This window comes from Kribbella orskensis (assembly GCF_004342085.1).
Classification (GTDB): domain Bacteria; phylum Actinomycetota; class Actinomycetes; order Propionibacteriales; family Kribbellaceae; genus Kribbella; species Kribbella orskensis.
Genome location: NZ_SLWM01000008.1, coordinates 76,546 through 101,657, shown reverse-complemented (window position 1 = coordinate 101,657; position 25,112 = coordinate 76,546). Strand labels below are relative to the sequence as shown.

General features: G+C 68.6%; 25 protein-coding genes. 10 read left to right on the top strand and 15 right to left on the bottom strand.

The window, feature by feature from the left end; all coding sequences use genetic code 11:
* Nucleotides 1–358: 358 nt before the first annotated feature.
* The 7 genes from murQ to EV644_RS22440 form a co-directional block, all read right to left on the bottom strand.
* Nucleotides 359–1,252 carry an N-acetylmuramic acid 6-phosphate etherase gene (murQ, locus tag EV644_RS22470; protein ID WP_199239948.1) on the bottom strand — a complete coding sequence of 298 codons (894 nt, stop codon included), beginning with the start codon at nucleotides 1,250–1,252 and terminating at the stop codon, nucleotides 359–361.
* Between the two features lie 32 nt (nucleotides 1,253–1,284).
* Nucleotides 1,285–2,187, bottom strand: a complete 903-nt coding sequence (locus tag EV644_RS22465) for a MurR/RpiR family transcriptional regulator (RefSeq protein WP_132190664.1) — start codon at nucleotides 2,185–2,187, stop codon at nucleotides 1,285–1,287.
* A gap of 35 nt (nucleotides 2,188–2,222) precedes the next feature.
* A complete protein-coding gene (locus EV644_RS22460) occupies nucleotides 2,223–3,947 on the bottom strand; it encodes a serine hydrolase domain-containing protein (RefSeq protein WP_241998622.1) in 1,725 nt (574 codons plus the stop codon).
* Nucleotides 3,944–5,233 carry an exo-beta-N-acetylmuramidase NamZ family protein gene (locus tag EV644_RS22455; RefSeq protein WP_132190663.1) on the bottom strand — a complete coding sequence of 430 codons (1,290 nt, stop codon included), beginning with the start codon at nucleotides 5,231–5,233 and terminating at the stop codon, nucleotides 3,944–3,946. Before EV644_RS22455 ends, EV644_RS22460 begins: the two co-directional genes overlap by 4 nt.
* 34 nt (nucleotides 5,234–5,267) lie before the next feature.
* The gene (locus EV644_RS46490) at nucleotides 5,268–7,733 is read right to left on the bottom strand and encodes a glycoside hydrolase family 3 N-terminal domain-containing protein (RefSeq protein ID WP_158292905.1); all 2,466 of its coding nucleotides are present in this window, start codon (nucleotides 7,731–7,733) and stop codon (nucleotides 5,268–5,270) included.
* Nucleotides 7,730–9,553 carry a glycoside hydrolase family 3 protein gene (locus EV644_RS22445; RefSeq protein WP_132190662.1) on the bottom strand — a complete coding sequence of 608 codons (1,824 nt, stop codon included), beginning with the start codon at nucleotides 9,551–9,553 and terminating at the stop codon, nucleotides 7,730–7,732. The genes EV644_RS46490 and EV644_RS22445 overlap by 4 nt, the downstream gene beginning before the upstream one ends.
* Before the next feature lie 232 nt (nucleotides 9,554–9,785).
* Nucleotides 9,786–10,220, bottom strand: coding sequence for a glutaredoxin domain-containing protein (locus EV644_RS22440; protein ID WP_199239947.1), 435 nt, complete (start codon nucleotides 10,218–10,220; stop codon nucleotides 9,786–9,788).
* Between the two features lie 168 nt (nucleotides 10,221–10,388).
* Between EV644_RS22440 and EV644_RS22435 the strand changes: the two genes are divergently transcribed.
* Both EV644_RS22435 and EV644_RS22430 read left to right on the top strand, forming a co-directional pair.
* A complete protein-coding gene (locus tag EV644_RS22435; protein ID WP_132190661.1) occupies nucleotides 10,389–11,096 on the top strand; it encodes an SDR family NAD(P)-dependent oxidoreductase in 708 nt (235 codons plus the stop codon).
* Between the two features lie 29 nt (nucleotides 11,097–11,125).
* A complete protein-coding gene (locus tag EV644_RS22430) occupies nucleotides 11,126–11,488 on the top strand; it encodes a nuclear transport factor 2 family protein (RefSeq protein ID WP_132190660.1) in 363 nt (120 codons plus the stop codon).
* A gap of 13 nt (nucleotides 11,489–11,501) precedes the next feature.
* On the opposite strand, the gene EV644_RS22425 is transcribed toward EV644_RS22430, so the two are convergent.
* The 4 genes from EV644_RS22425 to rplM form a co-directional block, all read right to left on the bottom strand.
* Nucleotides 11,502–12,173: a class I SAM-dependent methyltransferase gene (locus EV644_RS22425; RefSeq protein WP_241998664.1), complete on the bottom strand. Its 672-nt coding sequence runs from the start codon at nucleotides 12,171–12,173 to the stop codon at nucleotides 11,502–11,504.
* A gap of 254 nt (nucleotides 12,174–12,427) precedes the next feature.
* On the bottom strand, nucleotides 12,428–13,774 hold the full coding sequence (glmM, locus tag EV644_RS22420) for a phosphoglucosamine mutase (protein WP_132190658.1): 1,347 nt from the start codon (nucleotides 13,772–13,774) through the stop codon (nucleotides 12,428–12,430).
* A gap of 7 nt (nucleotides 13,775–13,781) precedes the next feature.
* Nucleotides 13,782–14,306: a 30S ribosomal protein S9 gene (gene rpsI, locus EV644_RS22415; RefSeq protein ID WP_132190657.1), complete on the bottom strand. Its 525-nt coding sequence runs from the start codon at nucleotides 14,304–14,306 to the stop codon at nucleotides 13,782–13,784.
* A 37-nt stretch (nucleotides 14,307–14,343) separates the two neighbouring features.
* The gene (rplM, locus tag EV644_RS22410) at nucleotides 14,344–14,787 is read right to left on the bottom strand and encodes a 50S ribosomal protein L13 (protein WP_132190656.1); all 444 of its coding nucleotides are present in this window, start codon (nucleotides 14,785–14,787) and stop codon (nucleotides 14,344–14,346) included.
* A gap of 284 nt (nucleotides 14,788–15,071) precedes the next feature.
* On the opposite strand from rplM, the gene EV644_RS22405 reads away from it, so the two are divergent.
* Both EV644_RS22405 and EV644_RS22400 read left to right on the top strand, forming a co-directional pair.
* A complete protein-coding gene (locus EV644_RS22405; protein ID WP_241994852.1) occupies nucleotides 15,072–16,358 on the top strand; it encodes a citrate synthase in 1,287 nt (428 codons plus the stop codon).
* 241 nt (nucleotides 16,359–16,599) lie between these two features.
* Nucleotides 16,600–17,061, top strand: a complete 462-nt coding sequence (locus tag EV644_RS22400; protein ID WP_132190654.1) for a DoxX family membrane protein — start codon at nucleotides 16,600–16,602, stop codon at nucleotides 17,059–17,061.
* Nucleotides 17,062–17,166: 105 nt separating this feature from the next.
* On the opposite strand, the gene EV644_RS22395 is transcribed toward EV644_RS22400, so the two are convergent.
* Nucleotides 17,167–17,604, bottom strand: a complete 438-nt coding sequence (locus EV644_RS22395; RefSeq protein ID WP_132190653.1) for a nuclear transport factor 2 family protein — start codon at nucleotides 17,602–17,604, stop codon at nucleotides 17,167–17,169.
* Between the two features lie 128 nt (nucleotides 17,605–17,732).
* Here EV644_RS22395 and EV644_RS22390 point away from each other — a divergent pair, with 128 nt between their 5' ends.
* Genes EV644_RS22390 through EV644_RS22375 form a run of 4 tightly spaced genes read left to right on the top strand, consistent with a single transcriptional unit; the run spans nucleotide 17,733 to nucleotide 20,591 of the window.
* Nucleotides 17,733–18,296 carry a TetR/AcrR family transcriptional regulator gene (locus EV644_RS22390; protein ID WP_132190652.1) on the top strand — a complete coding sequence of 188 codons (564 nt, stop codon included), beginning with the start codon at nucleotides 17,733–17,735 and terminating at the stop codon, nucleotides 18,294–18,296.
* A 32-nt stretch (nucleotides 18,297–18,328) separates the two neighbouring features.
* Nucleotides 18,329–19,375, top strand: a complete 1,047-nt coding sequence (locus EV644_RS22385; protein WP_132190651.1) for a glycoside hydrolase family 18 protein — start codon at nucleotides 18,329–18,331, stop codon at nucleotides 19,373–19,375.
* Nucleotides 19,376–19,404: 29 nt separating this feature from the next.
* Nucleotides 19,405–19,986 (top strand): CGNR zinc finger domain-containing protein, encoded by a 582-nt coding sequence (locus EV644_RS22380; protein WP_158292904.1) that lies wholly within the window; start codon nucleotides 19,405–19,407, stop codon nucleotides 19,984–19,986.
* A 59-nt stretch (nucleotides 19,987–20,045) separates the two neighbouring features.
* On the top strand, nucleotides 20,046–20,591 hold the full coding sequence (locus EV644_RS22375; RefSeq protein WP_132190649.1) for a GNAT family N-acetyltransferase: 546 nt from the start codon (nucleotides 20,046–20,048) through the stop codon (nucleotides 20,589–20,591).
* Nucleotides 20,592–20,625: 34 nt separating this feature from the next.
* Here EV644_RS22375 and EV644_RS22370 read toward each other — a convergent pair whose 3' ends face one another.
* Nucleotides 20,626–22,308 carry an ABC-F family ATP-binding cassette domain-containing protein gene (locus EV644_RS22370; protein WP_132190648.1) on the bottom strand — a complete coding sequence of 561 codons (1,683 nt, stop codon included), beginning with the start codon at nucleotides 22,306–22,308 and terminating at the stop codon, nucleotides 20,626–20,628.
* 71 nt (nucleotides 22,309–22,379) lie between these two features.
* On the opposite strand from EV644_RS22370, the gene EV644_RS22365 reads away from it, so the two are divergent.
* A complete protein-coding gene (locus tag EV644_RS22365) occupies nucleotides 22,380–22,802 on the top strand; it encodes a hypothetical protein (protein ID WP_132190647.1) in 423 nt (140 codons plus the stop codon).
* Complete coding sequence (locus tag EV644_RS22360) at nucleotides 22,799–23,818, top strand: hypothetical protein (protein WP_132190646.1); 1,020 nt, start codon at nucleotides 22,799–22,801, stop codon at nucleotides 23,816–23,818. Before EV644_RS22365 ends, EV644_RS22360 begins: the two co-directional genes overlap by 4 nt.
* On the opposite strand, the gene EV644_RS22355 is transcribed toward EV644_RS22360, so the two are convergent.
* A complete protein-coding gene (locus tag EV644_RS22355) occupies nucleotides 23,819–24,583 on the bottom strand; it encodes a hypothetical protein (protein WP_132190645.1) in 765 nt (254 codons plus the stop codon).
* The gene (locus EV644_RS22350) at nucleotides 24,576–25,109 is read right to left on the bottom strand and encodes a SigE family RNA polymerase sigma factor (protein ID WP_132190644.1); all 534 of its coding nucleotides are present in this window, start codon (nucleotides 25,107–25,109) and stop codon (nucleotides 24,576–24,578) included. The genes EV644_RS22355 and EV644_RS22350 overlap by 8 nt, the downstream gene beginning before the upstream one ends.
* Nucleotides 25,110–25,112 lie beyond the last annotated feature (3 nt).

Sequence of the window (25,112 nt, the reverse complement as noted above, 5' to 3'; positions counted from 1 at the left end):
AGCGATGCTGCTTCGTTCCGCAACGGCCGCCACTCAAACAAACCCCACCCAATCAAACCAGTCGACGAGCTACCACCGGTTAGGAATTTCGGAGCATCACAGAGCCGCGCAGGGTTCCCCGCGCGGAGCTCAAATCAGCGTTTTGCGGGCTATTCCAGAATATACCGGCAGAATTTTTTTCCAGATTTCTGCTCGGCCGGCCCGGTGGTGCGTCCACTGCCAGGCTCGAGCCCACCGCTGGCGGCCTGTCCGACGACTGGCGCCCTACATGCCGCTATCGATCGAACAACCCGCCACCGGGCGGCAAAGGGCCCCGACCTGAGTCGCGGAAGCCGCCCTCGGCGAGGGGTGTGGCAGGTCAGGCAGGGGCGCTGAGGCGGCCCAAGGCGATGGCGACGCGACCGCCCGCCTGTTCCAGGGCCTCGCGGGCCCGGGCGACGGGAGAGCCGGTCAGAAGGTGCACAAGGGCCGGTTTCAGCTCGCCGTCGGCCTCGGCCAGCGCGGCGGAGCAGGCGGCCTCGTCGGCGCCGGTGGCCTCGGCCAGGATCCGGAGCATCCGGCCGCGGAGTTTCTGGTTGGTGGCCACCATGTCGACCATCAGGTTCGACCAGGTGCGGCCGAGCTTGATCATCAGCGTGGTGGAGAAGCCGTTCAGGATCAGCTTCTGCGCGGTGCCGGCCTTCAGCCGGGTGGATCCGGCGATCACCTCGGGCCCGGTGTCCGCGGCGATCACGATGTCGGCCAGCGGAGCCAGCGGCGCGGACGGGTTCGAGGTCACCAGGACCGTGGTCGCGCCGACCGCCCGAGCCGCCCGCAACGCGCCCGCGACGTACGGCGTACTGCCGGAGGCGGCCAGTCCGATGACGAGGTCGTGCCCGGTCACGGACGCCGCGTCGGCGGCGCCGCCCTCCTCGGAGTCCTCGACGTTCTCGACCGCGCGGAGCAACGCCTCTATGCCACCTGCGTGATGGGCGACAACCAGGTCGTCCGGAGCGTGGAAGGTCGGCAGCAGTTCGGCCGCGTCGAGCACCGCCAGGCGACCGGAGGTGCCGGCGCCGAAGTAGTGCACCCGTCCGCCGTTCCGGATGGCCTCCACGCCGGCGTCGACGGCCTGCGCGAGTTCCGGGATCACCGCACCGACCGCGCCGGCGACTCTGGCGTCCTCCGCGTTGACCATCCGGAGAATCTCGGTGGTGCCCACCGCATCGATCGCGAGCGTCCTGGGGTTGCGCTGCTCCGTGGGTGTGATCACAGAGACGATGTTAGTTTTCTACTGAAGGTTTTTCAATTCTGTTGATCATTGACAGAGCTCTTCAGCCGGTGACCCCGGACCGCGGTCGCCGTCTCCTCGAGCGCCTTCCGGGCGTCGGGCAGCACGGACTGTGCGACCCCGATGAACAGGCAGTCGACCACCATCAGCTGCGCGATCCGGCTGGACATCGCACCGGACCGGTACGTCGTCTCGCGAGCGGCCGTGGTCAGCACAAGATCTGCGGTCCGGGCCAGCGGGGAGCGGGGGAAATTCGTCACCGCGACCGTGGTGGCGCCGTGCTTGGCCGCCTCCTCGAGCGCCTCCACCACCTCGACCGTGGTCCCGGTGTGCGAGATGCCGATCGCCACGTCGTCCTCACCGAGCAGGGCGGCGCTGGTCAGCATCACGTGCACGTCCGACCAGGCGAAGGCGACCCGGCGGATCCGGTGCAGCTTCTGCTGCAGGTCGAGCGCCACGAACGAGCTCGCGGCAGCGCCGTACAGGTCGACGCGCGGCGCCTTCGCGACCGCGGCGACGACCTTGCTCAGCGCGTCGACGTCCAGCTGCTGAGCGGTCTCGCGGACCGCCCTTTCGTCCGCGAACGCGACCTTGCCGACGACATCGGCCAGGGAGTCCCCCGGCTCGATGTCGCCGCCGACCTCTGGCCGGATGTTCTCCTGCGCCGACTGGGCCGCCAGCTGCAGGCGGAGCTGCGGATAGCCGGGGACCCCGAGCTGCTTGCAGAACCGGATGACCGTGGTCTCCGAGGTGGACGCCACCTCGGCCAGTTCGGAGATCGTCATCGCCGCCACTCCGCCCGGGTCCGCGAGGACCGCGTTCGCCACCCGCTGCTCGGCCGGGGCCAGCGCGGGCATCACCGCACGGACCCGGACCAGCAGCGGCCCCGTGGGTCCTGGAGAGGTAACTGAAGTCATGACGCCACCGTACGGCGATCAAGCACCGAGCGGGGTCACCGACGCGAAAGTCTCCAACCAGAAGCGATAAATGATTCAGGCGTTCGTTCTCCGTCGAACAGCACCTGGTCGCCCGATGAGACATTGACGCCGTCCACATAGACTCCCCGGCCCTGGTAGAGCGGGTCGGAGGTGTAGCGCCAGCGCAGCGTCTGGTCGCCCGCTCCGAGGTCGGCCGACACCTGGTGCCAGTGCCGGTCGCCGGATCCGCTGATCGAACCGTCCCGGTCGATCACGGTGCCCCGATCCCTGACGGTGAAGGGCACCTTGGTCCAGGTGGTCCCGTCCGTGGAGCTCTCCAGGTACAGGAGATCGGTTTCCTCGGTGTCCACGAACAGGTCGAACGACAACCTCGCGCCGGCGGCCGGTACGGCGATCTTTGCCGCGAGCGTCGTAGTACTGGCGTCGGTGGTGCCGGAGAACCACGCGTCCTTGCCGTGCCGCGGGCCGACCCCCAGCGAGAGCGCCAGGCCCTGTACGACGGCGCGCCGGGCCGGGTTGTTGCTGCCCCAGTTGCGGCTCGGGTGGACCCGGTTGGTCAGCAGGATCGCGAACGAGCGTGAGTCGAAGTCGATCACGATCGAGGTGCCGGTGTACCCGGTGTGCCCGGCCGTCCGGGGAGCGGACAGACCACCCATGTACCAGCGCTGGTTCAGCTCGAAGCCGAGCCCGTGGTCGTTGCCCGGGAAGGCCTGGTTGAAGTTCGTGATCATCGCGGTGACGGAGTTCTCCTTGAGGATCCGCGCCCCGCGGTAACTGCCGCCGTTCAGGAACGTCTGGGCCAGCACGGCCAGGTCGTCCGCGGTCGAGAACACGCCCGCGTGGCCGGCCACGCCGCCCAGGGACCAGGCGTTCTCGTCGTGCACCGAACCCCAGACCATGCCGCGCGGCGGTGCCGTCTGGTACTCCGTGGCGGCGATCCGCGGCTTCTTCTTCTCGTCCGGGTTGTAGCCGGTGTCGCGCATCTGCAGCGGCTTGGTGATCCCGTCCGCGACCAGTTTGTCGAGCGTCTTGCCGGACACCCGGGCCGCGACCTCGCCCAGGGAGATCAGGTTCAGATCGCTGTACAGGTAGGTCGTGCCGGGCGCGCTGGTCGGTTTCGCCGTCAGCGCCATGTGCATCCGGGAGGCGGGATCCGGCTGCGCGCTCCACAACGGCAGCCATGCGGGCAGGCCGGTGGTGTGGGTGAGCGCCTGCCGGACCGTGATCGCGCCCTTGCCGTTCTCCGCGAACTCCGGCACGTAGGTCGCGATCGGCGTGTCCAGCCCGATCTTGCCCTTCTCCACCTGCTGCATCACCACGATCGAGGTGAACAGTTTCGACACCGACGCCATGTCGAAGATGGTGTCCGTGCGCATCGGGATCTGCTGGTCAGCAGGCAGTTCGGTCCCGCTGCCGTCCGAATACTTCAGGGCCAGCCCGGTCGCCGTCCTGGTGACGACCTTGCCGTCGTGACCGAGCAGCGTCACCGCCCCGGCGTACAGGGGTTTGACGGTGCCGCTCGGCCGGGTCCAGCCCGCGACCTGGGCGAGCGCCGCGTCGATCGGGGCAGGGTCGAGACCGGCCTTCGCCGGGGTCGAGTCGCGCAGCAGCGTCGACTTCGGCGCGTAACCGTCGTGCGGCTGGTCGAAGCGCCCGGACTTGTTGCCTGAAGCAACTGCAGGAGTGGCCATGGTGAGCATCAGGGTAGACACTACCGCGATCGGCTTGACCAGTTTCACCGGTGATCTCCCTTGTACAGCAGGTACTTCGCGCGCCGGGCGGTCCAGGCGTCGGTCTCGCTGCGCCAGGCGGCGATGATCGCCTCGGCGGTGGCGCCGCCGTCCAGCATGGTGCGGAAGCGATCCGAGCCGGTCAGCAGGTCGATCCACCGGCCGGGCGGGTTGTCACCGGTACGCCAGGCGAAGCCCGGGTACAGCTTCTTGGCCTCGACGATCATGTGGGTCGCGGCGACGATCGCCTCCACCTGGTGCGGGTCGGTGATCTGGATCTGCACGCCGCCGCAGAGCAGGTTCGCGTTCTTGCTGATGAACGGCGTGAAGTAGGCCTCGCGGAAGGCGATGCCCGGGATGTCCTTGGTCTGCAGCGCCTGCGCCCACTTGTAGTCGACGTACGGCGCGCCGATCAGCTCGAAGGGCCGGGTGGTGCCGCGGCCTTCGGACATGTTGGTCGCCTCGAACAGGCAGGCGCCGGGGTAGAGCAGCGCGGTGTCGGGCGTCGGCATGTTCGGGCTCGGCATCACCCAGGTCAGCCCGGTGTCGGCGTACAGCTGGTCGCGCTTCCAGCTCTTCACCTGGATCACCTGGAGCTCCTTGAGCCGGGCGCCGTTCGCGTCCAGCGGCAGGTACTCGGCGTTGAAGAGCCGGGCCAGCTCGCCCACGGTCATGCCGTGCTGCTGGATGATCTCCTCCTTGCCCACGCCCGAGGTGTAGCCGGGCTTGAGCATCGGGCCGCGCGCGTAGCCGCCGACCGGGTTCGGCCGGTCCAGCACGACGAACTTGGCGCCGGTACGGACCGCGGCGATCATCGCCTCGTACATGGTCCAGATGTAGGTGTAGAACCGCGAGCCGACGTCCTGGATGTCGAACACGACCGTCTCGACGCCCGACTTCGTGTAGAGCGAGGCGAGCTTGTCCGCGTTCGCGCCGTACGCGTCGTAGACCATGATCCCGGTCCGCGGGTCGACGTGGTCGCCCTCGGAACCGCCGGCCTGCGCGCTGCCGCGGAACCCGTGCTCGGGCCCGAAGACCGCGACCACGTTCACCTGGCCGGACGCGTGCATGGTGTCGACGATGTGGTTCAGGTCCTCCAGGATGCCGGTCGGGTTGCTGATCACCCCGACCTTCTGCCCGGCGAGTGCCTTCCACCCGTCATTCGCCAGCGCCTGGGCGCCGGTCGTCACCTTGCTGCCTTGCTTGGCCGGCTCGGCCGCGCCGGCGGCCTGGACGTCGATCAGCGGGGCGGCGGCAAGTGCTCCCGCACCAGCCAGCAGACTGCGGCGCTTCATCGCATTCTCCTTCGAGGACACACAGGGGAAGTAGTCACGGGCGGAAGTACAGGTCAGCCACCACGGGGCGGTGATCACTGGCCGTTGATTCTTGAGGTACTGCGGCGTGCTGGACGCGGAAGCCCGCGCCCACGGTGACGAAGTCGATCCGCTTCACCGGAGTGACGGCTGGATAGGTCGCGGGACCACCAGTGGTCGCCGCGGCCTCGGTCCAGCTGTCGTCGAGGCGCCGCCAGAGCTTGGCGAGCTCTGGCGCGTCGTGCTCGGCGTTGAAGTCGCCGACCAGGAGCTGCAGGTCCTTCTTGCTGTCCCGGGCCAGGATCTTCACCGTGTCGTCCACCTGGGCGAGCCGGACCGACGGGTCGGCCCGGTAGTCCAGGTGGGTGACGTAGACGTGCACCCGGCGGCCGCGGACGTCGAGCTCGGCCTCCAGGAATCCCGGCGCCGGAGCGGGCACGGGATTCGGGTCCTGGGTGGAGAGCCGGGTGATCGGATGGTTCTCTGTACGTTGTAAGGGGAATCGCGAGAGCACCCCCACGCCGTACTGCCTGCGCGGCTGCCCGGCGGCCGGTGGATCCAGGTCGTAGATCGGCGCGAATCCGGCGTACATGCCGAGCTTCTCCGCCAGTTCCGCGATGGTGTCCCGCCACTGGCTACGCGCATCCCAGTGCACGTCGACCTCTTCGAGGCCGACCACGTCCGCGTCCAGCGCCTTGATCGCCTGCGCCGTCCGGTCCAGGTCGAAGACGTTGTCCACGCCCGCCCCCGCATGGATGTTGTACGACGCCACCGTCAGGCGGGTCTCCCTGGCATCCCAGGTGAGGCCGTGGCCGAACGGATACAGGGACTGGGTGGGATCCGCGGCGGTCGGGATGTCCACCGGGAGCCTGCCCGTCGGCGCGATCTCGCCGTACAGGACCTTGGCGAGTGCTTCGTGGGAGACGATCACTGGGCGGCCGGTGGCGAGCAGCGCGTTGACGAGCTGCTGCTTCGCCTGCTTGTCGGTGACGGCCGTGTCCCACGCCTTCATGGTGAGCACGATCGTCAGGTCGGCCTGGGCGGACGCCGCGACCGCATCATCGATCTTGGCGTCGGTGGGAGTGGCGCCGGTGTCCTTGACCGTGGTGGTCGCGCCGCGCTTCTGCAACGCCGCGCCGAGCACCGCCGGCGTGTAGCCCGCGACCAGGATCTTGCGGGGCGCGGGCGACAGCGGCAGCAGGCCGGCGTCGTTCTTGAGCAGGGTGGTGCTCTGGTCGGCGATGCGCTGTGCCGCCGCGTAGTTGGCCGGCGTGCCGACGATCTTGGAGACGCGGGTGAGGTCGACGTACGGGTGGTCGACGACGCCGGTCTTCAGCTTCAGGCTGAGGATCCGCTCGAGGCTCTGGTCGATCCGCTGCTCGCTGATCCGGCCGCTGCGAACGGCGTTGAGGACCGAGTTGTACGCCAGCTCCAGGTCGACCGGCATCAGGAGCTGGTCGACGCCGGCCTCGATCGCCCGGAGCGGGATCTCGGCGTCGCCGTACTTGTCCCGGACGCCTTGCATACCGAGGGAATCGGCGATCACCACCCCGTCGAAGCCGAGCTGTTCGCGCAGGATCCCGGTCAGGATCGGCTTGCTCAGGGTGGCCGGGTCCCCGGACGGATCGAGGGCCGGGACCACGATGTGCGCCGTCATGATCGACTCGATGCCGGCCCGGATCGCCGCCTCGAAGGGCGGCCGGTCGATGGTGTTCCACTGCTCCCGGGTGTGGCTGATCACCGGGATGCCGGTGTGGCTGTCGGTCGCGGTGTCACCGTGACCCGGGAAGTGCTTCGCGGTGGAGACGATCCGGCCGTCGCGCTGGTAGCCGGCGACCTGGGCGGCCGTCAGCTGCGCGACCAGTTGCGGGTCGCTCGAGAACGAGCGGACGCCGATCACCGGGTTGAGCGGGTTCACGTTGACGTCGGCGACCGGCGCGAAGTCGGTGCTGACGCCGACGGCCTTGAGCTCGCGTCCGCCGATGCCGCCGGCCGTGCGCGCGTTCGTGGCAGACCTGGTCGCCCCGAGCGCCATCGCACCGGGGAACTGGGTGGCCGGCGGACCGACCCGGAACACGACGCCGTGCTCCTGGTCGGTGCTGATCTGCAGCGGGATCCCCTGGTTGTCCAGGGAGGCGCTCTGCAGGCCGTTCGACAGCCGCGCGATCTGGTCGGGGTTGGCGACCGAGTCGGTCCAGGCGAAGTAGATCACCCCGCCGAGGCGGTACTTGCGTACCACCTCGGCCGGGGTCGCCACGCCGTACAGGTTGGTGTTGCGCTGGTCGGCGGTGTCCGCGGTCGGGCCGTAGACGTAGCTGACGAAGAGCTGCCCGACCTTCTGCTCGAGCGACATCCTGCGCAGGGTCTCCCGGACCCAGCGGTTGGACGCCGCCTGGGCGGGCGCGGCCGCGAACGTGGTACCAGCTACTGCCGCGGCCGCCAGGCCGAGAGTCTGCCGACGGGAGAACTCGATCGGGCTCACCAGGTCAGTCCGTGACCGAACTGGTAGAGCGGGGTCGTGGGCTGGCCGGCGACCGGGATGTCGACCGGGAGCTTGCCCGTGGGCGCGATCTCGCCGTAGAGCACCTTCGCCAGCGACTCCATCGAGACACCCTGGTAGCCGTAGGTGGCCACGTACGTCGGCGCGTCGTCGAAGTACGCGATGTCGTAGGGGTCGCGCACGGCGACGACGATCACGGTCTTGCCGGTGGCGAGCAGGTCGTTGACCAGCTTCTGCTGCTTGGCCAGCTTGTCCGTCACCGTCGTGTCCCACGCCTTCTGGGTCAGGACGACCGTCACGTCATTGACCTGCGCCTTCGCGACCGCGTCCGCGATCGCCGCATCGGTCGGCGCCGCCCCGGTCTGCGCGACCGTGGTGGTCGCGCCCCGGTTGGTGAGGCTGGCGCCCAGCGACGCCGTCGTCGCGACGCCCCAACCGGTGACGAGGACCTTCCGCGGGGTGTTGGACAGCGGCAGGGTCGAGTTGTTGTTCTTCACCAAGGTGATGCTCTTGTCCACGATCTTCTGCGCGGCGGCGAGGCTGGCCGGCGTACCGACGACGCTCGGGATCTTCGCCGGGTCCACGAACGGCTGGAAGAGCACGCCGTTCTTCAGCTTCATCAGCAGGATCCGCAGCAGGCTCTCGTTGATCTGGCGCTCGCTGATCCGGCCCGACTTCACCGCGTTGACGACCGCGTTGAACTGCACGTCCGGCGCCGGCGGCAGCAGGATCTGGTCGGCCCCGGCCTCGATCGCGCGGACCGCCACCTCGGCGTCGCCGTACTTGGCCCGGACCGCGGCCATCTCCAGCGCGTCGGTGATGATCAGGCCCTTGAAGCCGAGCTGGTTGCGCAGCACACCGGTCAGGATCGGCTTGCTCAGCGTCGCCGGGTCACCCGACGGGTCGAGCGACGGCACCACGATGTGCGCGGTCATGATCGAGTCGATGCCGGCCTTGATCGCGGCCTTGAACGGCGGCGCGTCGATCGTGTTCCACTCCTGCAGGGTGTGGTTGATCGTCGGCAGCGAGGTGTGGCTGTCGTCCCGGGTGTCACCGTGGCCCGGGAAGTGCTTCGCGGTCGCCATGATCCCGGCGTCCTTCTGGTACCCCTGGACCTGCGCGACCGTCATGTCGCTCACCAGCTCGGGATCGCTGGAGAACGAGCGGACGCCGATGACGGGGTTGAGCGCGTTCACGTTCACGTCGGCGACCGGCGCGTAGTCCTGCCGGATGCCCATCGCCTTCAGTTCACGCCCGGTGATCCCGGCCGCCGTCCGGGCGTCCGCGGTACTGCGGGACGCGCCGTGGGCCATGTTGCCGCCGAACTGAGTGGCGGGCGGACCGATCCGGACCACCACGCCCTGCTCCTGGTCGGTGGCGATCGTCAGCGGGATCCGCTGGCCGGTGCTGGTGGCCGCGGTCTGCAACTGGTTCGAGTACGTCGCCAGCTGGGTCGGGTTGGTGACGTTGTCCCGGGCGTTGAAGTAGATCCACCCACCCGGCTTGTACTTCGCGACCACCTCGGCGGGCGTCGCCACGCCGTACAGGGCGGTGTTCCGGGCGTCAGGTCTCGCGGCGTCCGGCCCGTAGGCGAACAGCACGAACATCTGCCCGATCTTCTCCTCCAGCGTCATCCCCTGCAGCGCCTGGGTGGCCTGCTGCAGATTGGTGATCGCCGGCGCCTCGACGCGAGGCTCGGGCGGTGGAGCACTGACAGCGGCGGCGGGAGCCAGCGAAGCCACAACGGCAACGGCGCTCACCCCGGTGAGGCTGGCAACGGCAAAACGGCGCAAGGCGGACATGACCGACCCCTCAGGTAATTGAATTACAACCGTGCCCCCGCACGCGAAAGTTACCCACGCCACCGAGCCCGGTCAAGGGGAAACCGCAACCTCATCCAACACGCCCTGCACACCCCCGACAACAACCAGCACAGTTCAATCACTTGAACCTCAGCCGGCCAACCCCACCCGACTACACTCTGCGATCCTCAGCGGCCCGTCGAGGTTCACGGAACCGGCCGGCCGCCAGCCGTCAGTCGGCGAGGAGTTGGCGGCGGAGCTGGTCTGGGTCGGGGTTCACCTGGGGGTGGCCCGCGTAGACGACTGTGGGGACGGTTTCGTTGCCGCCGGTGATCGCCCGGACGGCGGCTGCCGCCTCCGGGTCGGTCCAGATGTTGACCCAATAGGCCCGGCGCGCGAGACGGCCGAGCTTCAGGCGTAGGCGGATGCAGTACTGGCAGCCCGGGCGCCAGTAGATGATCGCTCTGCCGTCGTCGGTACTGCGCTGCTGCGCCTCGGCCGCGGTGATCGACCTGGGGAAGGCCAGGGGCGACACGAGAGCGGCCAGCGCGCAGAAGGCGACCGCCAGGACGACGCCCGAGCCGGGTGAGCCCGCGGCGACCTGGGAGGCGGCTGCCAATAGCCCGCACACGAAGACCAACCCGGCCAACATCCAGCTACGCAGCACGCCCGTGACGCTATCTCACCCCATCCCGCCCGGTCCCGAGGCCGTGGGAGCCGCTGCCTCTCAGCAGGGAGCAACTCGGTCGTTCTGAACGCCCGGCGCCCGAGCGACTCTCAATCCATGGTCTCCAGAAGCGGAGGCCACCTCCTAGTAGAGAGCAGGCAGCAGCGAATGAGCACGCAGAAAGTCGCCGTGATCACGGGCGCGTCCCAAGGAATCGGCGAGGCCCTGGTGACCGCCTACCGCAAGCTCGGGTACGCGGTCGTCGCGAACTCCCGTTCCATCACCCCGTCCGACGACCCGCTGGTACTCACCGTGCCGGGTGACATCTCGGAGCCGGGCGTCGGCACCCGCATCATCGAGGCCGGTCTGGCGCAGTTCGGCCGGATCGACACCCTGATCAACAACGCGGGTGTCTTCGTCGCCAAGCCCTTCACCGACTACACCGACGAGGACTTCGACCTGGTGACCGGCGTGAACCTGCGCGGGTTCTTCGAGGTCTCGCAGCAGGCCGTCGCCGCGATGCTCGCCACCGGCGGCGGGCACCTGGTGAACGTCTCGACCAGCCTGGTCGACCACGCCAGCACGAACGTGCCGTCGGCGCTGGCCTCCCTCACCAAGGGCGGCCTGAACGCGGTCACCAAGTCCCTGGCCATCGAGTACGCCGCCCGCGGCATCCGGGTCAACACTGTTGCCCTCGGCATCATCCGGACGCCGATGCACCCGGCGGAGACCCACGATGCCCTCGCCGGACTGCATCCGGTCGGCCGGATGGGCGAGATCGGCGACGTCGTGGACGCGATCACCTATCTGGAGAACGCCCCTTTCGTCACCGGCGAGGTCCTGCACGTCGACGGCGGCCAGAGCGCGGGCCACTGACCACCACCAGCAGTAGAAGGAAGAAGAGCATGTCCACTGACACCGAGATCCTGAGAACCGTCGTCGACCACTGGAAGTCCGCTGTCGACGCTCACGACCCGAAGCTAGTCGCCTCGTACTTCACCGACGACGCGATCTTCCAGGGCCTGCACCCGTACAGCATCGGCCCGGAGAGCGTCGCCGCGTACTACGACGTCCAGCCGATCGGCATGACCGCCCACTACGACATCCGCGAGACCAAGCGGCTGGCCGACGACCTGATCCTCGGCTACCTCACCGTCGACTTCAGCTTCCTCGACAGGCCCACCGTGTCCGTCTACCTGAGCCTGATCATCCGCAGTACTCCTGAAGGCTGGCTGATCACCCACTACCAGGTCTCGCGCCTCACCTGACCTGCGTGGGTTATCAGGGCAGGCGGTAGACCGACACGTGCGACCGGGACTCGGAGGTGAACTCGGCCCCCGCCCAGTCGGCGTGCCGGCTCTCCAGCTCGAACCCGGCCAGCTGCGCCATCAGGTCGAGCTCAGCCGGCCAGATGTACCGGTGCGGACTACGGAAGAGCTGCGCCTGCTTGCTGTCGTCGAACTTGAAGTGGTGAGAGACGACCTGCTGGTTCAGCACGTCGTAGGTGTCCAGCGCGATGTACCCCGGCTCGTTGTGAATCACCGTGGCCGACTGCCCCGGCGGAAGCCGCCGCAAGTCCGGAACCCAAAGCTCGATCACGAACCGCCCACCGGCCACCAGATGCCTGGCCGCATTGCGAAAGCACGCGACCTGCTCCTCCTGGGTGAGCAGATTCGAGATCGTGTTGTAGACGAGATAGACGAGCGTGTACTCCCCCGGAACGCGCTCGGTCGCCATATCGCCGACGACCACCTCGATCGTCTCCTCGTCGACCTTCGTCCGCAGCTGCTCGATCATCGGCTGCGACAACTCCAGCCCAGTAACCCGAACCCCACGCTCGGCCAGCGGAACCGCAACCCGCCCAGTCCCAATCGCAAACTCCAGCGCCCGCCCCTCCCCCGCCAACTCCACCAACCGGTCCACAGTCGGCCCAAGAACCTCAGGCGCAAACATCCCCGTCCCCGGCGAGTCATACACCCGAGCCGCATCCACATCCCAAATCTCGTCCTGTCGCATCCCGCGACGATGACAACAGACCGCCAAAGCTGTCCACCGGTTATCGCCCAGGCCCTCAGAAAAGGGGGCCGGGTGCCTCGGGCTTACCCGGCCTGGGGTTCAGCCACGGCTCGCCTCATCCAGGCAGCCTAGGAGGCGGTACAACAGAAAGTCCCCGCCGACAGGTTCGTCGGCGGGGACTTCAGCTGGAGTCAGAGCTTGAGGGAGGTTTCCACGATGGCGGCCAGGTCGTGGGCTACCTCGTGGGCGGTGTCGGAAGACTCCGCTTCGACCATGACTCGGACGAGGGGCTCCGTGCCGGAAGGGCGGAGGAGGACTCGGCCGGTTTCGCCCAGGCGGACGGTTGCGGCTGCTACGGCGGCCTGTACTTCGGGGTCGGTGCCGGCCCGGGTCTTGTCGACGTTGGGGACGTTGACGAGGACCTGCGGGAGGCGGGTCATCACGGCGGCCAGGTCGGACAGGGACTTGCCGGTCTGGGCGATCCGGGCCAGCAGCATGACGGCGGTCAGGGTGCCGTCGCCGGTGGTGGCGTGGTCGGACAGGATCACGTGGCCCGACTGTTCGCCGCCGAGCTTGTGGCCGCCGGCCTTCATCGCCTCCAGCACGTACCGGTCGCCGACCTTCGTCTGCTCGACCGCGATCCGCTCCCGGACCATCGCCTGGACGAAGCCGAGGTTGCTCATCACGGTCGCCACGACGGTGTCGTTGGACAGCCGGCCGGAGTCGCGCATGGACAGCGCGAGCACGGCCAGGATCTGGTCGCCGTCGACGAGTTCGCCGTCGGCGTCCACGGCCAGGCAGCGGTCGGCGTCGCCGTCGAGGGCGATGCCGAGGTCGGCGCCGTGGCCGATCACCTCGCGGCGCAGACCCTCCATGTGGGTCGAACCGCAGTCGAGGTTGATGTTGAGGCCGTCCGGGGCCGCGGAGTACGTGATGACCTCGGCGCCCAGCCGGCGCAGGGCCTCGGGGGCGGTCAGCGAGGCCGCGCCGTTGGCGCAGTCGATGACCACCTTGACGCCGTCGAAACGGTTGGGGGCGGAACGGACCAGGTGCGAGACGTACGTCTCGAATCCCTGCCCGTCGTCGAGCACGCGGCCGACCTTGGCGCCGGTCGGGCGCTGCCACTCCTCGCCCATCCGGGCCTCGATCGCGTCCTCGATCACGTCGTCGAGCTTGATCCCGCCGCGGGCCAGGAACTTGATGCCGTTGTCGGGCATCGGGTTGTGGCTCGCGGACAGCATCACGCCGAGATCGGAACCGGTCGAACCGGTCAGGTAGGCGACGGCCGGGGTCGGCAGCACGCCGAGCCGGACGACATCGACACCGGCGCTGGCCAGACCGGCCACCACCGCTGCTTCGAGGAACTCACCGCTGGCACGAGGATCCCGGCCCACAACGGCGCGTGGCCGGTGCCCTTCGAAGGCACCGGCCTCGCCGAGTACGTGAGCGGCCGCGACCGACAGGTCGAGAGCCAGCTCCGCGGTGAGATCCACGTTCGCCAGGCCACGGACGCCGTCCGTGCCGAACAAACGCGACATCAGGTGATCAGCGCTTGCTGTACTGCGGAGCCTTACGGGCCTTCTTGAGACCGGCCTTCTTGCGCTCCTTGATCCGCGCGTCGCGGCTGAGCAGACCGGCCTTCTTCAGACCCGGGCGGTTCGCCTCCTCGTCGGCGGCGTTCAGGCAGCGGGCGATCCCCAGCTGCAGCGCACCGGCCTGGCCGGTGATGCCACCGCCGTTGATCCGGGCGATGACGTCGTAGGAGCCCTCGAGACCGGCGACCACGAACGGCTCGTTCACGTGCTGCTGGTGAACCTTGTTCGGGAAGTAGACGTCGATCGGCTTGCCGTTGACGGTGATGTTGCCCGTCCCCGGGATGAGGCGGACGCGAGCGACGGCCTCCTTGCGGCGACCGGTGGCACCGGCCGGGTTGATCACCGCGACGCGGCCGGACTCGGCACGCTGCTCCGGGCTCGGGTTCGTCTCGGAGGTGTAGGCGACCGGGCCCTCGCTGTCGATGGGGACCTCGGGGTCGAACTCGGCGTCGGTCTCGGTGGTGATGTCGCTCACGCTGGGAATCCTCGTTTACCTGGCTCGTCGATCGCTACTACTGAGCGATCTGGGTGATCTCGAACGGCTTCGGCTGCTGAGCCGTGTGCGGGTGCTCCGGACCGGCGTACACCTTCAGCTTGCTGAGCAGCTTCCGGCTGAGACGGTTCTTCGGGAGCATGCCCCAGACAGCCTTCTCGACGGCCTTGCGAGGATCCTTCTCGAGGATCTCGCCGACCGGCGTGGCCGTCAGACCACCCGGGTGACCCGAGTGGCGGTACGCCAGCTTGTCGGTCCGCTTGTTGCCGGACAGGGCGATCTTGGAGGCGTTGATGACGACGACGAAGTCACCGCCGTCCACGTGCGGCGCGAACGTCGGCTTGTGCTTGCCGCGCAGCAGGGTGGCGATCTGGACGGCGAGCCGACCGAGCACGACGTCGGTGGCGTCGATCACATGCCACTCACGGGTGACGTCAGCAGGTTTCGGGCTGTACGTGCGCACGGTCGTTGACCTTCGTTTCTCAGAGGTTGACAAAAACAGAACTGGTACGTCGGCGAGCGGGCCCGCAACACACCGGCGAGGACCAGGAACGCACAACAGCAGCCCAGAATACCGGCGCGGACACCCCGGGGTCAAAGTGAGCCCAGGCCACCGGAGGACCCCGGCTTGGAAGCAGCTGAGGACAGCACTAGTTTAGCGGTGAAGATTGCAGTCCGATCCGCGTCCCGCCGGCGACGATAACCCTCACTCACCAGGCGATGGCGCCAGCTTCCGAAGAGGGCATTGTGACCGAACAGTCGCTCACCGTCCGGGACAACCGGACCGGCAAGGACTACGACCTTGCCATCACCGATGGCACCATCCGTGCCGCAGACCTCAAGCAGATCAGCGCAACCGACGGCGACGGGGGTCTCGCGACCTACGACCCCGGGTTCGTCAACACGGCCTCGACCCGGTCGTCCGTGACCTTCATCGACGGCGACAAGGGCATCCTGGAGTACCGCGGATACCCGATCGAGCAGCTCGCCGAGCAGTCGAACTACCTCGAGGTCGCGTACCTGCTGGTGAACGGTTCGCTGCCGAACAAGGCCGAGTTCGAGGCCTGGACGCACGACGTGACCTATCACACGTTCGTGCACGAGAACCTGAAGACCTTCATGCAGGGCTTCCGCTACGACGCGCACCCGATGGGCATGCTGCTCGCCTCGGTCGGTGCGCTGTCCACCTTCTACCCCGAGTCGCGCAACATCTTCGACGAGGAGTCGCGGGCGCTGCAGATCCGCCGGCTGATCGCCAAGATGCCGACGCTCGGCGCCTTCGCGTTCCGGCACGCCCAGGGCAAGCCGTACGTGTACCCGGACAACGAGCTCAGCTACGCGGCGAACTTCCTCTCGATGCTCTTCAAGATGAGCGAGCCGAAGTACGCCGCCGACGACCGGCTGGTGCGCGCCCTGGAGATCCTGTTCATCCTGCACGCCGACCACGAGCAGAACGCCTCCACCAACGCCGTCCGGGCGATCGGCTCGACCCAGGTCGACCCGTACAGCGCGGTCACCGGCGGCATCGCGGCCCTCTACGGCCCGCTGCACGGCGGCGCCAACGAGGCGGTGCTGAAGATGCTGCGCCGGATCGGCACGGTCGACAACGTGCCGTCGTTCATCGAGGGCGTGAAGAACGGCGACGAGCGGCTGATGGGCTTCGGCCACCGGGTCTACAAGAACTACGACCCGCGCGCCAAGATCATCAAGAAGGCCGCGGACGACGTGTTCGAGGTGACGGGCATCAACCCGCTGCTGAAGATTGCCGTCGAGCTGGAGAAGATCGCGCTGGAGGACGAGTACTTCGTCTCCCGCAAGCTCTACCCGAACGTCGACTTCTACTCGGGTCTGATCTACGAGGCGCTGCAGTTCCCGCCGGAGATGTTCACCGTGCTGTTCGCCATCCCGCGGACGTCGGGCTGGCTGGCGCAGTGGCTGGAGAGCCTCGGCGACAGCGACCAGAAGATCGCCCGGCCGAAGCAGATCTACACCGGCGCGCGCGGCACGCAGTACGTCCCGATGGGCGACCGCTGACCCGCTGAAACCGTCTGCCCAAAGCGGCTCCCCGACCTCGGTCGGGGAGCCGTTCGCGTTCCCGCCGCCTGCTCCCGCGGGCATCAGGGCAACCCTGGCCGGTACGCCGTACGGGCGAGTCCCCGGTACGGCGTACTACCGCGGCTGGGGTAGTCGCAGTGCCGTCGCCGGCCGGACGCGGCGAAGGGCCCGAAACCACGACGCTGAAGTGGTCATCAGCTGCGAACGGGAGAAACCGACCATGAACGCGTTACTTGTCAAAGGCAACAGAATCACCGGCTGGCTCGGCCGGCGGAGCATCGACATCCTGCGGATCAGCCTGGGCCTGGTCTTCCTGGCCTTCGGGATCCTGAAGTTCTTCCCCGGCGCGAGCCCGGCGGAGGCGCTCGTGATCCGGACGATCGACACCCTCACCCTCGGCGTGATCAGCGGGCAGTCCGCGCTGCTGCTCACGGCGGTGATGGAGTGCTTCATCGGGATCACGCTGGTTACCGGGAAGCTGCTCCGCACTGGACTGCTGGTGCTCGGCTTCTCGCTGGTCGGCATCATGTCGCCGCTGGTGCTTTTCTTCGGGGACCTGTTCCCGGGGACGCCCACGCTGGAGGCGCAGTACGTGTTCAAGGACATCGTGCTCGCCGCGGCCGGGCTGGTGATCGCCGCCAAGGCACTCGCCGCGGCACCGCTGAAGAGGCTGAGCGTTTGAGCATTGGGGACGGCCCCGGTCCGGCATCTTCGCCACGAACCGGGGCCGTTCTGTGCGCTTCTGGCGACTACGACGCCGCGGTCCCGGCGCGCGGTTCCCAGGGATTCAGCTTGCGGGTTTCAGGGCCGCGATCAGCTCGTCGAGTTGCCCCCTGGCCCTCGCCATCGCGAGGTGGTCGATGTAGTCGCGCGACTCGACGATCAGGCCGTCGCGGACGCGGAGTACGAAGACACAGGGCACGGTGAACGGCTCGCCCGTCGCGATCACGGTGCCGGCGTAGTCGAACTCCGCGACGATCACCTCGGGATCCCGCGTCTCGTGGATGCGGAGGTTGGCGGGCTGGAACTTCACCACCTCGCCGACACGCGGCCCGGTACCACCGAAGTGCTCGCGCAGCGCGTCGCGGCTGAGCAGCGGGTGATCCCCGTACGGCGACATCGGGTGGCGGACGTCGGTCTGTTCGGCGTACAGCACGGGTAGCGCCTCGAAGTCGCGGTCGGCGACGCCGTGCACGAGCCGCAGGAACACATCTGTCGGAGTCATCAGGTCCTCTTCCACGAGATTAAACGGAGTAGCGACTCCGAATATACGGAGTCACAACTCCGTTTACAACCCAGGAGTGTCGGCCGGCGTCTCCTAGGCTGTCGGTGCCACCACTAGCGAGGAGTGCGATGAGGCCGTTGCGAGCCGATGCCCGGGACAACCGGGCCCGGATCCTGTCCGCGGCCGAGGAGGTCTTCGGGCAGTCGCCGACCGCGTCCACCGACGAGGTCGCCAAGCTCGCCGACGTCGGGATCGCCACCGTCTTCCGGCACTTCCCCACCAAGGTCGAACTGCTCGAGGCCGTGCTCACGAGGCGGCTGGAGCGGCTCCGCGACCGCGCGATCGAGTTGGCGGGTGATGACGATCCAGGAGCCGCTTTCTACGGTTTCTTCAGCCAGGTGGTCTCGGAATCCGCGTCGAAGCTGGCCATCGCGGAGGCCCTCGGCGCGGCGAAGTCTGCCGTCGGCCAGGACGCCAAACAGGCCGGAACTGGATTGCGCGAGGCCTTCGGCGAACTGCTCGAACGCGCACAGAAGAGCGGGGACGTCCGCGCCGACGCCGCCCTGCCCGAGGTGTACGCCCTGCTGATCGGCGCATCCCGCGGCGCCACCGCGGTCGGCCTCGAGCCACCCGTCCGTGACCGCATGCTCGCCCTCCTGTACGACGGCCTGCGCCCGGGCCGTACTCCGTGACGCCGGGCGCCAGGCCGCGCGGGTTCGCGGCGATGCGGCGGGGGTTCGCAGCGAGGTGGCGGGGGTGGTCGCGCCGGCGGAAAGTGCTGCTGGTCGCAGTACTGGCGTTCTTGCTGGTGATTCCGGTGCCGTTGGGGGTGCTGGCGGTGTCGCTGCGGCTCGAGTACACGGGCGATCCGTCGGTGGACGCCCGGACGCGCGGCAAGGACGCCGTCTGGCTCGGGCATGCGTGGGTCGACGGCAGGAAGTCCGCGGCAGATGTGGCGACGCTGGCCGCGTTGCTCAAGGACACCGGAGTCCGCGATCTCTACGTGCACACCGGACCGATGGAGCACGACGGGACATTGCCGTTGGCAAAGGTCTCGCCGAAGGCCCGCTGGTTCACCGACGCCGTGCACCAGGCGATGCCGAACATCCGGGTCCAGGCGTGGCTCGGCGACGTACTGCAGCCGGAGAAGAAGCCCGGCATGGATCTCGAGGATCCGGCGGTCCGCGATCGGGTGACCACCACGTCCACTCAGGTGCTCGACCAGGGCTTCGACGGGATCCACTTCGACGTCGAACCGGTGTGGTCGGGCTCGAAGGGGTTCCTGGCGCTGCTGGACCAGGTGCACGAGGTGACGGCCGCTCGAGACGTCCCGCTGTCGGTGGCGACCGCACAGATCAGCCCGGCGCCTGGGCTGGACAAGGCCACGATCGCCATCGCCGGGCACGGCAAGTGGTGGTCGCAGGACTACTTCGCCGAGGTCGCCCGGCGGGTCGAGCAGGTCGCGGTGATGTCGTACGACACCGCGATGCCGACCGAGTCCCTGTACGGCGGTTACGTGGCTCGCCAGACCGAACTCGCCCTGGAGGTCACCCCGCCGAACGTGGACCTGCTGATGGGACTGCCGGCGTACTGGGAGAGCAACCCGTCACACTGGGGGCACGCGGAGACGGTGAAGGCCGCGGTGCGAGGTGCTCGGCTGGGGCTCGGGAAGGCCGGACGGGAGAACTTCGGGCTCGCGTTGTACGTCGACTTCACCGCGACGCCTGAGCATTGGGCCGCCTATCGCCAGGGCTGGTGCTTCAGCGTCTGACGGCAAGAGGTTCTTGTTATCGTCAGTGCGTGGAGTATCCGCTGCTGGGCACCGAGCCGCTCGTGGTCGAGTTCGCGAACACGCGGTACGACGACCGCGGCGTGATCCTGGACTACCTGGCCTCGGCCGAACTCCTCAACGGCTGGTTCACCTCGTACGCCGAACTCCACGGCGAGGTGGATGCGACCGGGGCACCCGCGCGGCCGGTCTTCGTGCCGGCTCGGGATGCAGGACGCGTGCAGGACTTCCGGGATCACGTCCACCGGGTGCTCGCCGCGCTCGCCGACGGGAAGCACCCGGGCGACGAGTCGATCGCCGCCCTCAACGATTGCGCTGCTCAGGCACACTCTTCGCTGCAGTTGGAATGGAGTGCCGGCGAGACCCCAGTCGCCGTCGGGAACTCGTCGACCACGGGCACGACGCGCCTACTCGCCGACCTGGCCACCGACGCGATCACCCTTGCGGCCGGACCCGACGAGGTGGTTCGCTGCCAAGGTCCGGACTGCCGGATGCTGTTCGTGAAGACCCACCCGCGACGGCAGTTCTGCGATCCCTCTTGCGGCCAGCGAGCCCGCCAAGCGCGGTACTACCGGCGTCGTACCAGCAAATAGAGCGCGTGAAACTGACGGTTGATCTATGGTTTTGGCGTCAGCAGCTGTCAGGAGGGGACATGAGCTACAGCTTCCGTCGGTTGACCCGCGCCGAGTTCCCGCTGCTCGCGGGGTGGCTGGCGAACCCTCACGTCGCGCGCTGGTGGAACCACGAGACGAGCCCGGAGGCCGTCGAGCGCGACTTCGGGACGAGCGCCGACGGCGGTGAACCGTCGGAGGATCTGCTGGTATTACGGGACGACCTCCCGGTGGGCCTGATCCAGCGGTGCAGGCTGCGCGACTATCCGGAGTACCTGACCGAGTTCGAGGCGCTGACCGACGTACCGGCCGAGACGGCGACGATCGACTACCTGATCGGCGAGGCCGGGCTCACGGGTGAGGGCATCGGGACCGCGATGATCGCGGCGATCGTCGCGGACACCTGGTCGGCGTACCCGGACTCGGCCGCGATCATGGTCGCGGTGGTGGCCGGCAATCGGCCGTCCTGGCGAGCTCTGGAGCGGGCCGGCTTCCGCCGTGTGGCCGAGGGCCCGATGGAGCCTGACAACCCCATCGACGACCCACTTCACTACGTGTACCGCGTGGACCGCCCCCAGCCCGTCTAGCGAACTGGGAGCAACCCATGCCGCAGTACTGCGACTAGCGAGCGCGCTCTACTCGGCCCTCGTCCCAGACGGGCTCCGGGGACTCGTAGACCGAGCCGTCGCTGCCGAAGACCAGGAAGCGGTCGAAGCCGCGGGAGAACCAGCGGTCGTGGGTGACGGCCAGCACTGTGCCGTCGAAGGAGTCCAGGCCCTCCTCCAGCGCCTCGGCCGACTCCACGTCCAGGTTGTCGGTCGGCTCGTCGAGCAGCAGCAGCGTGGCGCCGGACAGCTCGAGCAGGAGGATCTGGAATCGCGCCTGCTGACCGCCCGACAGGCTGTCGAAGGTCTGCTCGGCCGCGTGGGCCAGCTCGTACCGATCCAGCTTCCGCGAGGCCAGCTCACGGCCCATGCCCTCGCGGTGGTCGTCACCGCGATGCAGGATCTCCAGCAGGGTCTTGCCGACCAGCTCCGGGTGCTCGTGCGTCTGCGCGAACCACCCGGGCCGCACGCGCGCGCCGAGTTTGGCGTTGCCGGTGTGCGCGACCGGCGGGATCGCCACCTCCCCGACCGGTTGGTGCTCGATGTCCGGATCGGAACCACCGTTCGCCAGCAGGCGTAAAAAATGCGACTTGCCCGAGCCGTTCGAGCCGAGGACGGCCACGCGTTCGCCGTACCAGACCTCGAGGTCGAACGGCTTCATCAGGCCGGTCAGCTCGACGCCGGTGCAGACGACCGCGCGCTTGCCGGTGCGACCGCCGGTCAGCCGCATGCTGACCTTCTGCTCGCGCGGGATCGCCTCGGGCGGCCCGGCCTCCTCGAACTTCCGCAGCCGGGTCTGCGCCGCCCGGTAGCGCGACGCCATGTCGGAGTTGTAGGCCGCCTTCTGCTTGTACATCAGCATCTGCGCGCGCAGCTTGGCGTGCTCGTCGTCCCAGACCTTGCGGAGCTCCTCGAACCGCTCGAACCGGTGCTCGCGGGCCGCGTGGTACGTCCGGAAACCGCCGCCGTGGGTCCACGCGGTGTTGCCCGCGGCCCCTAGTTCGACGGTGACGATCCGGGTCGCGGTGTTGGCCAGCAGCTCACGGTCGTGGCTGATGTAGAGCACCGTCTTCTGGGTGGCGTTGAGCTGCTCCTCCAGCCAGCGCTTGCCGGGCACGTCGAGGTAGTTGTCCGGCTCGTCGAGCATCAGTACCTCGTCCGGCCCGCGCAGCAACGCCTCCAGCACGAGCCGCTTCTGCTCACCACCCGACAGCGTCTTCACCTCGCGCCACCGGCAGTTGTCGAACGGGATGCCGAGGGCGGCCGTCGTACAGACGTCCCAGAGGACCTCGGCGTCGTACCCGCCGGCCTCGCCCCACTCGGAGACGGCGTGGGCGTAGCGCAACTGGGTCTTCTCGTCGTCGGCTTCCATCATCGCCAGCTCGGCCTGGTCGAGCTTCGCGGCGGCCGTCTGGATCCGCTCCGGCGCGACGCCGAGCAGCAGGTCCCGGACGGTCGTCTCGTCCCGCACCGACCCGATGAACTGCCGCATCACGCCGAGCCCACCGGATCGCCCGATGCTTCCGCTGTGTGGCTTCAGGTCGCCCGCGATGATCCTGGTCAACGTGGTCTTCCCGGACCCGTTCGCGCCGACCAATGCGACCTTGGCCCCGTCCCCGACCCGGAACGTGATGTCGTCCAGCAACACCCGCCCGTCCGGCAACTCGAACCCGATCCCAGCGACATCCACGTGACCCATACCCCCAGTCTGACCGGCGCTCCGTGCGACCGCGAACCGTTATCGTCTACGCCGAGCGAACAGGGAGCCCGATGAACGACGAGCCGGTCGACTACGAGACCTTCCAGGCCGAGATGAGGCGGCTGCTGTCCGACCTCAAGGGCGCCACGCCCGACGTGGTGCAGGCCGAGGGCGAGCGACTGCGCAACCTGGCGGAACAGGTCCGGGACGAGCGCGGCCGCGAACGTGCGCGCTTTCGCGCCGGCCAACTGCCCCGCCTGCTCGCCGGTCCCGCCAAGGCGAGCAGCGAGCAGTTCCAGCAGGCCCAGGTCCTGTTCGCCCGGGCGATCAACGGCGACGGGCCGGCCGAGACCCGGATACCTCAGCTCGAGCGGACCATCGAGCAGATCGGCGCCCTCGCCGACGAGGCGCCGGTCCGCGAGGCCGGAGCGATCCGCAGGCTCAACAGCCCGCTGGTCCGGCTGATCGACCACCTGCAGAGTTCGGCCGGATGAGCGCAGGTCGACCGGTCCCACCCAATAGCAACGAGTACCTCTGGGTAGCCGGCGTGGTCCGGTCGGTGCAGAAACTGTCCGGTACCGCGTCGCGCTGGAACGGCGAGCTGTACGAGGAAACGCGGTCGGACGCCGGCGGGAGCGCCATGGACGACGGTGGTATGACCGTCAACGTCGACAGGGTGCTCAAGCCGGTCGCCCAGGCCTATACCGCCGGCCGGCCGCTCACCGAGGACGAACTGGTCAACGCGCGGGATGCTGTCCTCACCGTGGTCCACGAGGCCAAGCACCTGAGCAACACGCTCGGGGATGACACTGCTCCCGGCGCGACCCCGGTCTACTCCCCCGACACCCTGGCGCTGGAGGAAGGGCTGACCGAGACCTGGGCGCACGAGAACGTCGACGACGTGATCCAGGACATCGGCATGGACCGCGCGCAGCCGGGACTGCTCAGCGCCGAGTCGATCGACTCCTATCCGGCCTACACAGCGGCCACCGACGAGCTGATTCGCGGTGCGGCAGAGGTCTCCGGCCTGCCCCAGAGCCAGGTACGCGAAGGCCTCGAGCAGGCGGACCGAACCGACCGCTGGGCAGCCGTCGCCGACATGGTGATCGACGAGAGGCTGGGCGATGTCATGCCCGCCCAGCATCGGGAGGTAGTCAGAACCCAACTGGTCCAGGCGATGCGGCCACACCTGGCAGATGTCGCGGCCGCGCAGGGCAGCGAACTCCAGTCCGACGTGGCCAAGAGCATCGCCGGCCACCAGAGTGCTGGGCGCGCGGTGACCGCCTTGAGCACGTCAACCGCCGGCATCGAGAATCACTACCGCGACTGGCACCGCGACCAGGCGATCAAGCAGGCCGCCCCTGACCCTGAGGTCGGCCACCTGCGGAAGTTTCTGGGCGGGCAGACGCCGCCTGACGCGTCCTTCCGGGCGAGTGGCGGGGACGGCGCGGTACCGGACAACGTGCGGCAGCTGAACAGCAGGCGGGGGCAGGGACAGTCGTTGGAGTAGCTACCAGCCCTTGAGGTGGTCGAGGTAGGTGCCGCCGGTGGGGCGGACTGTGCCGGTCATGAAGAGTTTGAGGGGGGCGGCGTACAGGCCGAAGGTGCGTGAGCCGGTGAAGAAGCCGGCGGAGGAGCAGCCGTCGTAGCCGACCCAGATCTCGCGGATGCCGAGCCTGGTGTCGAAGCGCAGGACGATCGCCTCCGACGGACGGGCCGTGTCCGGCGCGCACTTGAAGACGGGCAGCGTCGGGTTCCGCTCGGGGAGCACCTTGATGGCGTCGACCACCTGCTGGGCCGTAGTCGCGTTGAAGGTCGCCGCGCCCAGCAGCATCGTGTCGCCCGCCAGGAGCCGGTAGCGGCACGCCTGGAGCCCGTAGACCGGAAGTTCCACATCGAGACCAACACCAGGCTGCACTGCCTCGTGACTGCCAGCCGTCAGGATCGGGTGCTGCTCCGGACAGGCCGGACCTGGCAAGGACGGTGCCGCCTCCCTGGAGTCAGCATCGCCCGCGCCCCCGGCGCTGCTGCTATCGGCACTCGTCGAGACCGGCGAAGGTCCGCCGATGGCGCCCCAGACGCCACCGATCGACAGGGCGACCACCACAGCCGCCGAGCCGGCGATCAATGTCTGCCGCCGGCGGCGAACCCGCTTGCGTGCCACCTGGGCCAGTCCGCTCGCCTGCAACCCGCGGGCGGCGTGCGCCTTGGTCTGGAGAGCGTCGGCGATCTTGGGGCCGAGTTCCTGCTCATGCCCGTACTCCGGTTCAGGCATCCTCGGCTCCTTCCTTGCTCAGCGTGTTCTTCAGGACCCCCAGGGCCCGGTGGACGTGCGATCTGGCTGTCGCCTCCGCACAGTGCAGCAGTACTCCGATCTCGGCGTACGAGAGCTCCTCGTAGAAGCGCAGCACCACGGCGGCGCGTTGCCGGTCCGGGAGGGTCGCACAGAGCGCCCACACGGCTTCTGCGTCGGCCCGGGCGGCTGTGCCATCCGGGGAGGCCGGCGCCGTTCGGGTGGGCTCCGCGGCCGGTGCCTCGCGGCGGCGGAAGCGCCGCCACCAGGAGATGTGCGCGTTGACCACCATCCGCTTCACGTACGCCTCAGGGTCGTCGGCCCGGCTGACCCGGCCCCAGCGCGCACAGGCCGTCGTGAGGGCGTCCTGGACCGCATCCTCGGCCAGCGTGACGTCACCGGTGAGGATGTAGGCGAACCGCAGCAGCGCGTCCGACTTCTCCGTCACCCACAGCTCGAAGTCGATCGCGCTGGTATGCGCCTCTGCTGCCGCCAAGGCTGCCTCCATACC